This window comes from Rhodococcus sp. NPDC060084, from assembly GCF_042730335.1.
Classification (GTDB): domain Bacteria; phylum Actinomycetota; class Actinomycetes; order Mycobacteriales; family Mycobacteriaceae; genus Rhodococcus.
Map to the genome: position 1 here is coordinate 19230 of NZ_JBHWWX010000013.1, position 14138 is coordinate 33367.

Genomic DNA, 14138 nt, shown 5'->3' on the forward strand with positions numbered 1-14138 from the left:
ACGACCACGACCACATCTCCGGTAGCGGGATTCCACTGCCGGTCGAACAGGGTGACGGAAAACGTCCGGCACCCGGAGAGGACTCATATGCGCGTCTCGATCACCCGTCGTGCGCTCGCCGTCTGCGGTTCGATGGTCGTCGCCGCCGCAGTCGTCACAGGCTGCAGCGATTCCAGCGAAGACACGTCCGGCGACGACACCTCCACCACGTCCAGCGTCGCCACCACTACCACTGCAACTGCGGAAGCAGCCTCGGCCGACACTGCCACCACGGAGGCGGTGACCGCGTCCTATGTCACCTTCTTCGACGGGACGACCCCGGCGGCCACGCGCGCCGGCGTGGTGGAGAACGGCGAGAACTTCCTTCCCGCCCTCGAGGGCATGACCACCGACCCCCAGGCCTCCGCGACGGCAGCAACCGTCGAGGGTGTGACGGTCGCGGATGACGGCACCGCCACGGTCTCGTGGACGTTGCTCATGAACGGTGCCCCCGTACTTCCCGATCAGTCCGGCGAGGCGATCGAGGAGGATGGCACGTGGAAGGTCAGTGCCGCGACGTTCTGCGCGCTGCTGGCCATCCAGGGAGACGGCAGCGCCGTACCGGGCTGCTGACGCAGCGAATCACCGTCGCTGCCCGAACGACTCGGCGGTCGGCGCCATTCCGGTTGCTGCCGGCATAGCGCCGACACGCCGTCGTTGCATCGGCAGATGCCCTCCCCAGTACAGTGGGGCACCGCCGCCGGCAACGAGAGGGAGCCCATGCAGCACGCCCTGTTCTACTCGCTCGTCGCCATGTGCTCGCTGTTCGCGGCATCGACATGGTGCCTGGCGAGGCCGCACGCCCTCTCGAGCCTTGCCGCTGCCGTAGCCGCCGCACTCTGGTTCCTCATGAACGGAATGCTGGAAGGCCGGGTGCTGTACTCCGTCACCCCCGACCACGGGCTCACCGAAGCGGACCTGCTTTCCGCGGCGGCACTCGGCATTTCGGCCTGGGGGTTCCGGGCGACCGCCCGCAACCGGCGCAGACGCGAGCGCCGGGCACGACCGGCGCCCCGCAGCATCCACGTCGACGAGACACGCGCGATGCCGCAGCAGATCCTGCCCGGGCAGCACGACGTGAACGTACGCGCGCGCGGACCTCGGAATCAGCACTAGGCGAGGCTGCCGACCCTGCGATCCACATCCCCGCAACCGATTTGGGTATCGGTTTCGTCTCGATGCTGGACCGGGTGCGCGCACCTGACCTAAACTCCCCGACGGCCACATTCAGGTGGCCGTGTCTCCAGAAGTCCTCCCCGACACACATGGAGATACAGCGCAGGGCCCCGCCGGCTCCTCCCCCTCATTTCGCTGGCGGGGCTTCCCTGCTCCCGTCACTCCTGGGTTCACAGCTACTCCGACGGGCACTCGACCCGCCCCGCCGGGTTCCGCAGCGACGGCGTCCGGCGTGACCGGTAGCAATACCGCACCCGCTCCCGCGGTTGCGATACCCCTCGCGCTACAACTGCCTACTTCACTTCCTCCCGCGCCCACGATAAATCTCTTTGTCCACGCTTGTGTCAGGATTCACTGATCACCGCTCGTCGAATGCACGCGCACGACAGCGGTCCCCGAGCGGCGGGCTGTAGACCACGGCGTCGCACACGCGGCACGCATGTGTCCGGTGCATCACGCCGCAGTCGCATACCTGCGATCCCACCAGCGTCCGGTTCGGTCCCAGCCGATGCCCGTTGGGGCAGCGCGCGGGAGCAGGTTCGGCCCAGCCGGACGGGATTCGATACAGCTTCACCGTTCGATCATATGTTCGAATGCATGACCTGTTCGACCCCTCCGGCGGGGAAGGATCAGATTGCGGTCGCCCGATCACGCGGAGGGTCCGGATCTGCGCGGCACCCGTACGGGCGACACTGGTCGCATGACCACTCGCGCCTCCCGGACCACCACCAAGCCCCCGAAGATCGACGGACGTCGGCCGGTCGAACTCGACGACGGGGACGCCGGCGACCTGGCGGCGCACACCACCGTCGAGCGAATGCGGTATTCGGACGTCGACCTGTCCGGACTCGATCTCGCGGGTGTGACGCTGTCCGAGTGCGAGCTCACCGGGGTGTCCGTCGACGGCACGGACTTCACGAGCGCACGAATGGTCGACACCCGCATCGAGCGGATGCACGCACCGAAGTTCTCCGCTTCCCGCAGCACCCTGCACAACGTGCGGATCGTCGGCAGCCGGATCGGCGCGCTCGACCTGTACGACTCCGGACTGCGCTCGGTGGTGGTGACCGATTCGAAGATCAGCCTGATCAACCTGCGCGCAGGGAACCTGCGTGACGTGCTGTTCCGGGGATGCATCATCGACGAACTCGACCTCGCCGAAGCGAACCTCACGCGGGTGGCGTTCGAAGACAGCCGAATCGGCGACCTCGATGTGAACCGCGCCACTCTCGCGCACGTCGACTTCCGGGGCGCGGAGATCGGAGTGATCAGAAATCTGGACGGATTGAGGGGATCGACCATCAGCGGCCATCAGGCCGTCGCACTCGCAGGCATGTTCGCCGCACACCTCGGAATCCGGATCGACAGCTGAGGTTGCCCGAAGATCGAGGAAAGATCAGTAAAGTCATCGAGTGCGACATTTATGGCTGAAGCGAGACGACGACCGCCCATCGACCGAACTCTCCCTCGACCTCCGCGCACACACCACCGCGATCGCGGTGATCTTCGGTCTCTCGATCGCCGCGACGATCGCCTTTCTGGTCGGTAACGACTACATCGACCTGCTGGTCTACCGCATGGGCGCACACGTGCTGCTCGACGGCGGAGACCTCTACGGTGCGATCCCTCCGGTCGTCGACGACTTCGGACTGCCGTTCACCTACCCCCCGCTCTCCGCGATCCTCTTCGTACCGCTCGCACTGATCCCCGTCACACTCTCCAAGTTCGTGTTCACCGCGGTGTCCGTCGCAGCACTCGTGGTGACGGTGCGCATGGTGCTCGGACGTGTGCGTCCCGACCTGGAGAACCGCACATCCTGGGTCGTCACTGCGGTCACCGTCGCCGTCGCACTCCAACTCGAACCGGTCCGCGAAACCATCAGCTTCGGCCAGATCAACTTGGTGCTCATGGCCTTGGTGACCGTCGACGTACTCGCCTCCAAACCCAAATGGCCCCGGGGTGTGCTGATCGGTCTTGCCGCCGCCATCAAGCTGACACCCGCGGGTTTCCTGCTGTTGTTCCTGCTCGCGCGCGATTGGCGGACCAGCGCACGCATCGTCGTCTCCGCACTCGGTTTCTCTGCGGCGGCGTTCGTCCTCCTGCCCGAGGCGTCCACGCGGTACTGGTTGCACACGCTTCCGGACACCGGGCGAATCGGCTCGGCGTACTACGCGGCCAACGAATCCTTCAAGGCCGTCGTCTCGCGGTTCGCTCCGCCCGACCCGCTCGAGTCGGCGCTGTGGCTCGGTGCCGTCGCCGTCATGCTGGTTGTCGCCGTCGTCGCAATCCGCCTCGCCCTGTCGCGCGGAGACCTCGTGACGGCGCTGCTCGCCACCGCGACGGCGGTGCTGCTCGCCTCGCCGGTCTCGTGGTCGCACCACTGGGTCTGGGTCGCTCCGGCACTGATGGTGCTGACACTCGAGGTGCTGCGTGCACCCAGCCGGCGCAACGTCGCCGTTGCTGTCGCCATCGGTGCGGTCTTCCTCATCGGGCCGCACCACCTGCTGCCGGCGGGCGACGGACGCGAACTCGAGTGGGCGCTGCCGCAACACCTGGTAGGCGGCGCGTACGTGATGATCGGCGTCGGCTTCCTGATCTGGCTCGCACAGCTGCGTCAGGACACAGTGCGTCAGGACACCGCGTCCGGTGCCGAACTCGGGCGTCTTCCGGGCGCAGCTTCCGACCCGGCCCCACGGGTGGGAACGCTCTCCCCACCCGACGACACACCAGGCGTGTGACGCAGATCTCACGTTTTCCGGCACCGAAACGGGTACCTGACGGTGGGAAGTTGCGTCCGCACCGCGCGGGACGCGCAGAAGGAGAAAGGTGCAGACCTGTGCGCCAGAAGGCAGATCTTCGGATGGTCACCCCGACGCAGGGCATCGCCACGCAGGACGTCGCAACACGCGGCACCGAGCATTTCGGTGCCCAGCGCTGGTCGTTCCGGTGCGAGCGATGTGACCACTCCTACCGGACTGTCGCACACACCTACACCGTCGCCGCGCTCGCAGCCCGCGCCAACGGCTGGGTCGTGGACCCCACCGCGCTGTGCCCCGGGTGCGCCAGCGTCGCCCTCTCCCTCGCCGCATAGCGGGTCGAAAAGCCTCCCTGCCGTACCCATATCCTCGTAGGGAATGAGGACGGAAGGCAGGCGATGACGTTCATCAAGATGTGCGGGCTTCGAGACGAGGCCACGGTCGACCTGGCCGTCGAACTGGGTGTCGACGCGGTGGGCTTCGTCTTCGCCGACAGTCCGCGCCGGGTGTCTGCCGAAGAGGCGACGCGACTGCGGTCGCGGGTGCCCGACGGAACACTCGCGGTGGGGGTCTACGTGAAGATGGCTCTCGACGAGATCGTCGCGACAGCCCGTGCGGCCGGCCTCGACCACGTCCAGGTGCACGACTTGCGTTCGGCGGACGACGTCCGGGTGCTCCACGAGGCGGGACTGACTGTCGTCCGTGCGGTGAACAAGAGCGGCGCCGCGTCGGTGTCCGAGGATTTGGGCGCCGATCTGCTGCTCGTCGACGGTGCGGTTGCGGGCGCCGGGGTCACGTGGGACTGGCAGGATCGCAGCGCTGTCCCCGACGGGCGCTGGATCCTCGCCGGCGGCTTGACCCCGGACAATGTGGCGCGAGCGGTCGCCACGTCGGGAGCCTGGGGCGTCGACGTCTCGAGCGGCATCGAGTCCGGTCGCGGGATCAAGAGTGCGGAGTTGATGACGGCGTTCGCACACGCGGTGCGAGGAGCCTGAGCCGGCGGGCCGAAACGCGCCTCAGTAGGCGCCGACGCTCGCGAGGACAGCGCGCACCGTCTTCGCGACGATCAGCAGATCCTGCACCATCGACCAGTTCGCCACATAGAACAGGTCGAGCCGAACACGGTCGGCCTCCGAGAGATTCGACCGTCCCGACACCTGCCACAGCCCGGTCATGCCCGGGCGCACCAGCATTCGGCGGTCGACGAAGCGCGGAATCTCCCGTCCTTCCCCCACCGTGAGGGGGCGCGGACCGACCAGACTCATATCGCGCGTCAGAACGTTGAACAACTGCGGCAGTTCGTCGATGCTGGTTCGGCGAATGAACCGTCCGACCGGGGTGATCCGCGGGTCGGACGACGACTTGTAGAACACCGAGCGACTGCTGTCCGTTTCGCGTCGCATCTCATCGATCATCGTGTCCGCGTCCGTCACCATGGACCGGAACTTCCACATGCGGAAGGTCGCTCCGTTCAGCCCGACGCGTTCCTGGCGATAAAAGACGGGCCCCCGATCCTGAACTTTGATCAGAGCCGCGACACACAGCATGACGGGTGCGAAGGCGAGGAGAGCGAGAGTCGCGCTCACGAGGTCGAAGACGGTCTTGGCCATCCGGTTGGACCCGCGGTACTGGGGTTCCTCGACGTGGACGAGAGGGAGACCGCCCACCGGGTACATCGACAGCCGGGGTGACGCGATCTCGGTGACACCCGGCGCGACCACAAGGTCCACCCGGTACGGCTCGAGGTCCCACGCGAGGTCTGCGAGATCGGAATTGCCCCACTGCGCATTCGTGGCCACCGCCACGGTGTCTGCGCCCGTGAGCTTGACGGCGTGCAGCACATCCTTCTCGCCACCGAGGACCGGAATGTCGAGCCCGCCCGCGGTGAGCGTCCGGATCTGCTCACCGGTGTATCCCGGGGTGCACACTCCCACCACCCGGTAACCGGAATCGGCGTCACGAGTGAAGGATTCGACCATCGCCTTGACCGCCTGGTCACCGCCGATCACGAGTACCGAGGTGCGGAACTCGCCGCGTTCACGCCTGCGGCCGATCTCCCGGCGCCACCGATGCCGCCCGAGGAGAAGGCCGGCCAGCCCGAGGGGCAGGGCGACTCCGAGATAGATGCGGACCGCGTCGAGGTCGATCACGAACGACTCGATCAGGAACGACAGGATCGCGATGAATCCGAAACACTGGAGCGTCGCCCTGGTGACCAGACGGTATTCCTCTTCGCCCCTGCCGATTACCGTGGGTTTGCGGGTGCGAGCCAGCGACAACGCGGCGAGCCAGCAGCCGGCAACGGCGACCGCCAGCAGCATCGAGCTCGGAACACCGGCCTCCGGAACTTCACCGAAAGCGAACCGAACCCACTGTGCAAGTGCAAGAACCGCACACACGACTGCGGCGTCGGTCAGGCACAACAGCCGGGTATGGATGGTCTGCCATTGCCTGCGGGTGCCGTGCCTCTCGGTGGATTCCCGCGTCGTGTCCGGGCTCGGGGCGGGTAGGGCGCGCAGTCTTCGCGCTCGCCCGGCTTCGATGCTCATTTACGCCCCATGCTTCGGCTTACCCCTCGCCCCCCGACCGTGTGACGGCTCGGTCGGTCCCGACCGTTTCGCCCTGCCCGACTGCTATGACCGTTATGCCGCTATTACCGTTTTCCTGCCGAGAAGTGTTTCAGTGCTCTAGGTCACACCGGAACGGAAGCCTGTCCGTGCGAGAATGTCCGGCCGCGGGGTGACAGCACCGTCCGGAAGCGTGCGATCCGTTGAGTGCACGTGCGGCGTGTTTCGGCCCTCGTAACCGCGGCGACACCCGGTTCCGTCCGTAGAACGGCCGGCGACCCTACAGCCGTTCCGGTGCCAGGGGCGCAGAGGATTCGGGCGACGCCAACATCCGGAGCGGGTCCACAAGAAGGCCAACCGTCGTACCGAAGTGCATGCCGAACCCCCACTTGTCCCCCATCGAACAGGCCCGCGACCCGCGTGGAACCTACCTCAGGGCACGAAGCGAGACAAGATCGACTCAGCGAGGGCGGGAGCCGTCGTACGTCACCGTTTCCGGCTCACGAGGAGACCCAGTTCCGGATGTCCGCACGGAATCTCTCCGACGACAACTCCGCCACCGAATTCCGGCCCCGTCGGGGAACCGTGTCGACGGCCGCGATGCACTCCGCGAGCGACTCCACGGAATCGTCCCGAAAGTGCAAGCCGTCCACCCCTTCCACCACGGTCTCCCCAGCTCCGCCGAGTTCGTTGACGATCACCCGCGCGCCGGCAGCGCGCGCTTCGACCGGCATGATCCCGAAGTCCTCGATCGCGGGAAAGACGTAGACATGCGCGCGCTGATACAGGGCGTACAGCATCTCGTCCGACGGACGCGCAAGCACACGCACGGGCACACGGGCCTCGTCGGCCAGCTTCCGCAGCCGCGCTTCCTCCGGACCCGACCCCGCGACGACGACGGGCAGACCCGCGAGATCAGCGGCACGGATGACCCAGTCCAGCCGCTTGTACGGAACGAACCTCGACGCCCCGAGGACGAACGTGTCCGGAAGGCTCTCGAGGAGCGCCGATTCCGGCTCCGAGAGTTCCGCACTCCACTCCGGGACCGACGAGATCCGTGTCGTGTCGACCGGAGGAAAGATCACGCGGGCCTCCACGCCCCAGGCCCGTTCCACCCGGCGTCGAACGAAATCGCTGTTCGCAGCGAACTGTGCCCCTTCTGCCGCCCGCCGGCGGTCGAGACGCCGGAGCGGCGGCGATGCCAGTTTGACCGCCGTCGACGCACCTCGATCGTCGAGTTCGGGGTTCCACAGGTAGCGGGCGGGGGTGTGCACGTAGACGAACTTGCGGAAGTCGCGTGCGGCACCGCGGAACGACACGTGGTGGGCGAAGCAATGCGAACTGACCAGCGCGAAGTCGTAGTCCCCGGTCCTCCGCCGCCACACGTAGGGCATCGCGGGGAGCGCGAGCGCCTTGTGGCGCCGCAGGGGGGTGCGCGCAAGTCCGCTCTCGCGCACCGTCCGCGTCGGGTAACGCTCGGCGTCGTCCCACAAACAGAGGACGTCGGCATCGGGATAGCACCGCACGAACTCGTCGAGCACCTTCTCCGAACCGCCGTCACGTGCGATCCACTCGTGCACGAGCACTCCCGGCATGACCATCCCTCCGAACGCCCGAGCAGTAGGGCACGGTAGTTTATGGCACAGGTTGCGCACCGGTACCGCCGGGTGTCGACGGCCCGATTCGAATGTGTCGTAGCAACAACCCGATTCAAGAGGTGGCGCGTGGTGCGCCGTCCGCCGCCTTGGGTCACCCGCATGATCTGGAGGTTCGAACGTGGGCGTGCAGCACTCGTCGTGGTTCGGGCCCGCCGACGCACCACTCCTCGCGCACATTCACGTTCCCGACGACGGCCGGTCCCGCGGCGCCGTGGTGCTCTGTCCACCGCTGGGCAAGGAACACCTCGACACCTACCGCGGCATGAAAGCACTCGCCGAGCAGCTCGCGGACCGCGGCCTGACGTCGGTGCGGTTCGACTATTCCGGTGCCGGTGACTCGTCGGGCGACCAGGATTCCCCTGACGCGGTAGCGGCCTGGCAGCGCAGCGTCGTTGCGGCGACCGCACTCGCGCGCGCATGCGAAGCAGCGCACATCACCGTGGTCGGTCTGCGCGCCGGAGCACTTCTCGCGGCCACCGCGCTTCCCGGCTGCGGACCGGTCGACGCCGTGGTGCTGTGGGATCCCCTCCTTTCCGGCCGCAGCGCCCTGCGCGAACAACGCGCCCTGTACCGGGTAACCCAGGGGACCGACGATCCGGCCGATCCCCGCATCTCGATCATCGGCGGGGCCCTCTCCCCCGACGCCGCGCACGCGCTGAGCACGCTGCGCATCGACGCGAGTGTGTTCACCGGCATCAGGACCATGCTCGCGACGCGCCCCGCGGCGCGCGACACCCCGGCACTGTCCGCGCTCGCCGACGCGCTGGTGTGCGACGAACTGCCCCTCGTCGACCACGAGGCGTTCACCGCCCCCGCAGCTCTGTACGCCGACATCCCGTTCGGCGGTATCCGGGAGATCGCCGACTGGATCGCCGGAGGGTCGCCCACCGACACCCACGAAGTGGTGCTGTCGCTCCGGCATCGCGCGGCGGTGGCCACCACGACCGACGGCTCTCCCGTCTACGAATCGGTGGAATCGCTCGGACCCAATGCGCTGTTCGCGGTGCGGACCCATGCGGTCGAATCGGCGGGCAGCGACGATCACCGACCCACCGTGCTGTTCTTCGGGACCGCCTACGAGCACCGCATCGGCCCGAGCCGGCTCTGGGTGGAACTCGCCCGCAGCCTGGCCGCGCACGGCGTCTCCTCCGTCCGTTTCGACCGCACCGGGGTCGGTGACACCGGAACCGTGGACGCCGGCCGGCCCGCGTCGCTCTACTCCGAGGTGTCCGACCGGGACGCGATCGACGCCGCCACTGCGCTGGGGACCGAACCGGGCGACCTGATCGTGACGGGACTGTGCTCCGGTGCGTGGTACTCCTCGTACGTCGCTCTCCGGTTACGCACCCGCGCAGTGGTCCTGGTGAACATGATCCTGTGGTCCACCCACCGGCGTAAGTCTCTGCGTGAACAGCTTCGCCCGCCGGTACCCGCTGCACCCGGCGGCGGAGATCGCGAGCCGGGACCCGCCTCGGTTCCGTTGCGCGCGCGCATCAAACCGTTCGCACAGAAGCATTTGCCTTACCCCGCATGGCGATTGCTGGGCCGGCTCGGCGTCACCCAGGTCCCCGAGGTGATCCTCGAAGCGCTGCGCCGCGCAGGTGTCGATGTCACCGTCGTGCTCTCCGCACAGGACTACGCGTCGTTCCGCTACCAGCGGGGCGACGAAGGACTGCGGCGAGTCGAGCGACGAGGATTCACGGGACGCATCCGCGCCGGTGTGACCGGGGACCACGGCGCGTACCAGCGTGACGGGCGCGAGTTCCTTCGCGCCGAGATCACCGCGGCCGTGCTCTCGTCGTTCGGCCGGACCGACCCGGTACGCGAACCCGTTGCCGAGCCGGGCGTGTCATGACGGCCTTGCTCGTCCTGGCGCTGCCGTGCGCGGCCGCACTGGGTTTTGCTCTCTATCGGCGGCCGCAGCGTGGACTGCTTCTCATCGCCGCGCTCACACCTCTGCACGGGTTGCTCGTGATCGTGCCCGGCGGTTCGGCGCTGTCCCCCTGGAAAGAGGGGGTCCTCCTGCTGACCCTGGCGGCGACCTTCGTCAGCCCTTACCGCAGACGCACTCCCGCGCCGGCGTTTCCGTGGTGGCCGGCAGTGGCGGCATGGGTGGTCCTGGGTGTCGTGTCGGCGATACTCGTGTCGGGACCGGGAGCCGTTACCCCGCTGAAGATCACCTTCTTCTATCTCATCATTCCCGTGATCCTGTGGCGCGCACCGTTCGACGCCCGCGACCGCGACACCTTCGTCACGATCCTGATGGGCATGGGGGTGTTCACAGCGGTCGTCGGATTGGCGCAGCAGGTGATCGGTGGTGAGCGTCTCGCGGCACTCGGATACCGCTGGGACGACCATCTCCGCACCACAGGCGGGATCCTCCGTAGCTTCAGCACCTTCACGACCCCGTTCGCATTCGGGTTGTTCGTGATGATCAGCCTCGTCGTCGGCGGCGCGATCGCCCTCGCCGATCCCACCCGGCTCCGCAACCGGTTGTTTCTCTGCGCGACACCGATCATGCTGCTGGGCATGGGCGTGACGATCGTTCGTGCCAGTTATATCGGTCTTGCGGTCGCACTGCTGTGGCTCGCTGTCCACCGCCACCGCGCGCTGCTGCTGGGATTCGGTGCCGCCGCCCTCGCCGCGCCGATCGCTCTCCTCGTCGTACCGGGCTCGTTGCTTGCTCCGCTCTTGTCGTCGTCGAGCCTCGGTGAACGCGGCGACGGGTGGTCGGAGACCCTTGCCTCGCTGTGGGTGCATCCGTTCGGTCAGGGACTGGGCGCAACCGGTTCCGCCGCCGCCAAGGCCGCTTCCGAAACCAACCCCATGCTCTCGGAAATGTCGTTGCAGGCTGCGGTGACCTTCGGATTCATGCCGTACCAACCCGACAACTACTACATCAAACTCGCCGTCGAACTCGGACCGATCGGAGTGTGGTTGTTCGTCCTCGTTCTGGTCTGCGCCGCCGTGTCGACCCTTCGCGCCTCGCGGATCATGCGCGGCCAGGACGCCGCGCTCGCGCTCGGTGTGAGTGCGTCGGTGGTGGCGGTGGCGGTCGCGTCCACCGTGTCGACCTATCTGGAGATCTTCCCGCTCGACGTCTACTTCTGGTTACTCTTAGGAATCGTGGGATGTGCGCTCACACAGCACCGTTCGCAGCTTCATCGACCGGATACCGAATCGGGTTCGGAGCCATGGCGCTCCGCCCTGCCGGCAGCGGAGTCCAGACCTACGCCCGTGAACTGCTGAGGGCGCTGCCCGCGCTTCTCCCCGGGACCGAGTTGTGCGCGACAGTTCAGCGCGACGCGGTGGCAGAGTTGCCACCACAGGTCTCTGCCTCGCGGCGCCCCGTGGCACGCGGTGTGCGCCGCGCCGTGTGGAACGCGGTGCCCCTCCCCTCCACAGACCTGTTCCACAGCCTCGACGTCGATCTCCCTCTCGGTCAGCGCAGCCTGACGGTGTCGACGTTTCACGATCTGGCCGTCTTCGACGCACCGTGGGCGTTCAGCCGGTTCCGGGCGACAGGGGAACGCCGGTTGCTGCGCGACGCGATGCGCCGGGCCGATGTCCTCGTGGCCGTCTCCGAGTTCACCGCCGAACGCATCCACGCGTTGTCGGGCCGCGATGCCGTTGTCACCCCGCTGGCGCCGGCCCCGTGGGCCACGCCCCCGTCGCCCGGCCAGGTTGCCGAGGTGCGCGCCCGCTACGGACTGCCCGACCGCTTCGTACTGCAGGTCGGCACCGTCGAACCGCGCAAGTCCGTCGCGCTGGTGGCCGAAGCGTGCCGGAACCTCGACGTGCCGTTCGTCCTCGCGGGCGCCGGTTCGACCGGGCGCGACGCACCGTCCGGGGCCCACGGGCTCGGTTATGTCGCCACCGCGGACCTGCCTGCCCTCTACGCTGCCGCGAGTGTCGTCGCATACGCCTCGCGCTACGAGGGCTTCGGTCTCCCACCCCTCGAAGCGATGGCGTGCGGCGGTGCTGTCGTCTCGAGTGCCGTCGGCGCATTGCCGGATTTCGCCGACGACGGGGCACTGCTCGTCACCGAGCACACCGTGCCGGCATGGACGGCGGCGTTGCGCGCCACTCTCCTCGACCTCGACACCGCCCAGGCACTGAGGCGACGCGCCCCGGAGGTCGCCTCGACCCTCACGTGGACTCGGACGGCGGAACTCACCGTCGGCGCCTACCGCACCGCCGGCCTCCGACTGTGAAGGTGACTCCCGGTGGGTAGGCATTCACGTCCGGACGACGTGGACGACGACGAGAGCATCCACATTCCCGCCGACCTCGCTCCCTCGGGTCGCCACGCGAAGATCTGGGATTCCCCGTCACTGTCGGGCTACGCGCATCCCTCGATGACCAACACGGGGCAACTGCACATCGACCTCGTCGCCGAAACCGTCCTGATGGAACGGATCGTCGCCAAGGTCCACGAGGACCGCGACGGCACCCTGCACGAACCGCGACAGCCGCAACTGGACGGACGCGCGGCGCGGCGCAATACCGTGGCGATGCTCGGGAGCCGTCTGGCCATCGCGTCGATGGGCTGGGCCGGATCGATGATTTTGGCACGGGTGCTCGCCCCCGACGACTTCGGCAAGTTCTCGTTCGTGTTCGGTTTGCTCGGAGTGCTGTCGGTGGTGACGGATCTGGGCGTGGGCCGCGTCGTGCTCGCCAAACTCGTCGAATGCAATCCGTGGGAGGTCTCCTACGTCACGACGGCATTCATCGCGCTGCGCGGGGTGCTCGGCTTCATCGGCTACGCCCTCGCGGTCGGATACGTGGTGCTGCTGGGCTATTCGTCGGACGTGGTGTGGGCGACGGTCGTGGCAGGGCTGGTCGTGGTGGTGGCGACCCCCAGCAACGCCTTGTCGGTGATGTACCAGAGCCGTCTGCGTATGGCGTCGGTGGCCGCGGCCGAAACACTCGGCCAGCTCGCGCAATTGGTCTGCACCATTGCGGCCGTCCTGTGGCATCCGGTCCTGCTGGTGGTCGTCGCACCCGCGGTGATCAACGAAGTCGTCGCGGCCGCACTCAAGATTCGCGGCGTCCGCGCCGGCAAAGCCGGACCGCTACCGGCCGCGCGTGCCCAGTTGTGGCGCTGGCGCGAAATGCTGATCGAGGCGGTGCCGCTGACGATCGGTTTCGCGCTGCTCACCGTCCTGTCGAAAGTCGACGTGCTGATGCTCGGCCGGATGGACACCTTCGACTCCGTCGGCCTCTACACGGTGGGGTACAAATTCGCCGACCTGTTGTCGATGGTCGCCTCCACGGTCGTCGGGCCCGTCACCACGCTGCTCGTCGCGACGTGGCCGGCGCAGAGCGAGCAGTTCCGGCAGCGGACGCGTGAAGCGGCGATGCTGCTCGCAGTCCTCGGCGCGGCGGCGACCGCCGCATTCTGGCCGACCGCGGACGGTGTGCTGGCGCTGCTCTACGGGGAGCGATTCGCCGAAGGTGCCGATGCGTCCCGAATGCTCGTGGCCGGCAGCGCACTGTCGATGCTCACCGAACTGGGCCTGATGGTTCTCGTCGCGACCGGTCGGCACCGCGTCTACCCCTGGGTCGCGCTCGCCGCGCTCGCCGCGAACGTCGCCACGAACCTGGTGCTGATCCCCCGGATGTCGTTCGAGGGCGCGGCCCTCGCGACGGTCCTCACCGAGGCGGTGATGGTGGTGGCGATCTGGGTCGTGGTCGCCCGGACGGTTGCGGTCCGGCGGCTGTTCCCGTTCGCCCAGGCGTCGGCCATCGCCATGCTGGGTGTAGCAGTGACCGTATGGGCGTCGCTGCTCGCCGAGCAGTTCGACGTGCCGTGGCCGATCACCGCCGTCGTTGCTCCCCTGTGTGTGTTCGCAGGTGTTCATTTCCTTCCCATCACCGGTGGGCTGGGACTCGTCGGGCTCGTGAAGTCTCGGTGAGTCCGCGCCGGGCACAGCAGTACG

The 14138-nt window shown here is 67.7% G+C and carries 12 protein-coding genes; 10 read left to right on the forward strand and 2 right to left on the reverse strand.

What is annotated here, in order from left to right:
* The first annotated feature begins 87 nt into the window (after positions 1–87).
* The 6 genes from ACFWBU_RS09820 (at position 88) to ACFWBU_RS09845 (ending at position 4966) form a co-directional block, all read left to right on the forward strand.
* The gene (locus tag ACFWBU_RS09820) at positions 88–612 is read left to right on the forward strand and encodes a hypothetical protein (RefSeq protein ID WP_378528147.1); all 525 of its coding nucleotides are present in this window, start codon (positions 88–90) and stop codon (positions 610–612) included.
* 96 nt (positions 613–708) lie between these two features.
* The gene (locus tag ACFWBU_RS09825; RefSeq protein ID WP_378528148.1) at positions 709–1155 is read left to right on the forward strand and encodes a hypothetical protein; all 447 of its coding nucleotides are present in this window, start codon (positions 709–711) and stop codon (positions 1153–1155) included.
* Positions 1156–1915: 760 nt separating this feature from the next.
* On the forward strand, positions 1916–2587 hold the full coding sequence (locus tag ACFWBU_RS09830; protein ID WP_169618902.1) for a pentapeptide repeat-containing protein: 672 nt from the start codon (positions 1916–1918) through the stop codon (positions 2585–2587).
* Between the two features lie 40 nt (positions 2588–2627).
* Positions 2628–3953, forward strand: coding sequence for a glycosyltransferase 87 family protein (locus tag ACFWBU_RS09835; RefSeq protein ID WP_378528149.1), 1326 nt, complete (start codon positions 2628–2630; stop codon positions 3951–3953).
* A 98-nt stretch (positions 3954–4051) separates the two neighbouring features.
* Positions 4052–4306: a hypothetical protein gene (locus tag ACFWBU_RS09840; RefSeq protein WP_206036410.1), complete on the forward strand. Its 255-nt coding sequence runs from the start codon at positions 4052–4054 to the stop codon at positions 4304–4306.
* A 63-nt stretch (positions 4307–4369) separates the two neighbouring features.
* Positions 4370–4966 carry a phosphoribosylanthranilate isomerase gene (locus tag ACFWBU_RS09845; RefSeq protein WP_169618900.1) on the forward strand — a complete coding sequence of 199 codons (597 nt, stop codon included), beginning with the start codon at positions 4370–4372 and terminating at the stop codon, positions 4964–4966.
* 21 nt (positions 4967–4987) lie between these two features.
* Here the strand turns inward: ACFWBU_RS09845 and ACFWBU_RS09850 are convergent, their stop codons facing one another.
* Positions 4988–6520, reverse strand: coding sequence for a sugar transferase (locus ACFWBU_RS09850; RefSeq protein WP_378528150.1), 1533 nt, complete (start codon positions 6518–6520; stop codon positions 4988–4990).
* Positions 6521–7038: 518 nt separating this feature from the next.
* A complete protein-coding gene (locus ACFWBU_RS09855) occupies positions 7039–8133 on the reverse strand; it encodes a glycosyltransferase (protein WP_240951833.1) in 1095 nt (364 codons plus the stop codon).
* A gap of 181 nt (positions 8134–8314) precedes the next feature.
* On the opposite strand from ACFWBU_RS09855, the gene ACFWBU_RS09860 reads away from it, so the two are divergent.
* Genes ACFWBU_RS09860 through ACFWBU_RS09875 form a run of 4 tightly spaced genes read left to right on the forward strand, consistent with a single transcriptional unit; the run spans position 8315 to position 14114 of the window.
* Positions 8315–10051 carry an alpha/beta hydrolase gene (locus ACFWBU_RS09860; protein WP_378528151.1) on the forward strand — a complete coding sequence of 579 codons (1737 nt, stop codon included), beginning with the start codon at positions 8315–8317 and terminating at the stop codon, positions 10049–10051.
* Positions 10048–11445: an O-antigen ligase family protein gene (locus tag ACFWBU_RS09865; protein ID WP_169651446.1), complete on the forward strand. Its 1398-nt coding sequence runs from the start codon at positions 10048–10050 to the stop codon at positions 11443–11445. Before ACFWBU_RS09860 ends, ACFWBU_RS09865 begins: the two co-directional genes overlap by 4 nt.
* Positions 11391–12410 carry a glycosyltransferase family 1 protein gene (locus ACFWBU_RS09870; protein ID WP_240954836.1) on the forward strand — a complete coding sequence of 340 codons (1020 nt, stop codon included), beginning with the start codon at positions 11391–11393 and terminating at the stop codon, positions 12408–12410. Before ACFWBU_RS09865 ends, ACFWBU_RS09870 begins: the two co-directional genes overlap by 55 nt.
* A 12-nt stretch (positions 12411–12422) precedes the next feature.
* On the forward strand, positions 12423–14114 hold the full coding sequence (locus ACFWBU_RS09875) for an oligosaccharide flippase family protein (RefSeq protein ID WP_296550479.1): 1692 nt from the start codon (positions 12423–12425) through the stop codon (positions 14112–14114).
* Positions 14115–14138: the final 24 nt, after the last annotated feature.

Bases quoted from the DNA above. Each gene is read 5' to 3' on its own strand.
- ACFWBU_RS09870 (WP_240954836.1), top strand. From the start codon at position 11,391: ATGGCGCTCCGCCCTGCCGGCAGCGGAGTCCAGACCTACGCCCGTGAA.
- ACFWBU_RS09825 (WP_378528148.1), top strand. From the start codon at position 709: ATGCCCTCCCCAGTACAGTGGGGCACCGCCGCCGGCAACGAGAGGGAG.
- ACFWBU_RS09845 (WP_169618900.1), top strand. From the start codon at position 4,370: ATGACGTTCATCAAGATGTGCGGGCTTCGAGACGAGGCCACGGTCGAC.
- ACFWBU_RS09865 (WP_169651446.1), top strand. From the start codon at position 10,048: ATGACGGCCTTGCTCGTCCTGGCGCTGCCGTGCGCGGCCGCACTGGGT.
- ACFWBU_RS09830 (WP_169618902.1), top strand. From the start codon at position 1,916: ATGACCACTCGCGCCTCCCGGACCACCACCAAGCCCCCGAAGATCGAC.
- ACFWBU_RS09850 (WP_378528150.1), bottom strand. From the start codon at position 6,520: ATGAGCATCGAAGCCGGGCGAGCGCGAAGACTGCGCGCCCTACCCGCC.
- ACFWBU_RS09855 (WP_240951833.1), bottom strand. From the start codon at position 8,133: ATGCCGGGAGTGCTCGTGCACGAGTGGATCGCACGTGACGGCGGTTCG.
- ACFWBU_RS09820 (WP_378528147.1), top strand. From the start codon at position 88: ATGCGCGTCTCGATCACCCGTCGTGCGCTCGCCGTCTGCGGTTCGATG.